The organism is Pseudoflavonifractor phocaeensis, assembly GCF_016901735.1.
GTDB lineage: Bacteria > Bacillota > Clostridia > Oscillospirales > Oscillospiraceae > Pseudoflavonifractor_A.
This window is the reverse complement of sequence record NZ_JACLZC010000174.1, coordinates 1-714: the sequence shown is the minus strand read 5'-3', so window position 1 is coordinate 714 and position 714 is coordinate 1. Positions and strand designations below refer to the sequence as shown.

The following is a 714-nucleotide window of genomic DNA, read 5'->3' as shown; positions in this document are numbered from 1 at the left end:
GTCCCGGGCCAGCAGCCCGTCCAGCTCCCGCTTCTTGCGTACCCGGTCATTTTCCGCTACCTTGGCGGAGCGGCCCACCATCGCCTTGATGAAGTCGTTTTCGTATTCGTTAGCGAAGCAGGCCAGCCGGTGTACCTCGTAGAGCACGACCTGCTCCAAGAAGTCCAGCCGGATATAGTGGGTAGACGAGCATTTGCGGAGCCCGGAATTGTGGTTCTGGCAGCTAAAGAATTTAATATCGTGGTTGCCCTGGTTAAAATGGAAATTCAGATTGCCGCCGCACTCTGGGCATTTCAGATAGCCGGAAAAGACGCTGGGCTCTTGGGTAACGGTGGGGCGCTTGCGCCGTGTCCCGGCTTTTAACGCCTGCACCTTTTCCCAAGTTGGCCGGTCAATGATAGGCTCATGGACATTGAGGAAGATTGCCCGGTTCTCCTCCAGGTTCTCAATCCGGCGCTTCATTTTATAGGATTTGGAATAGCTTTTGAAGTTGATGACATCACCGCAGTATTCCTGCGTGGTCAAAATCTTCTTGATTGTGGTGTGCCCCCATTTTGTGGGCTCCACGGTGCTTTTGGAGCCGCCTCTGCTTGTGCCCTTGCTGCGCCAGTAGTAGGTCGGGTTGACGATCCCATCCGCACCGAGGGCAGCGGCAGTTTCAGCCAGCCCGTACCCGTCCAGCGCCATGCGGTAGATACGGCGTACCACCTCGGC

At 56.3% G+C, this 714-nt stretch carries 1 protein-coding gene; it reads right to left on the bottom strand.

Going from position 1 to position 714, the window contains the following annotated elements:
- Positions 1-714 (bottom strand): recombinase family protein (locus H7U37_RS15105; protein WP_204876983.1); only part of this gene is annotated, 714 nt, incomplete at both ends.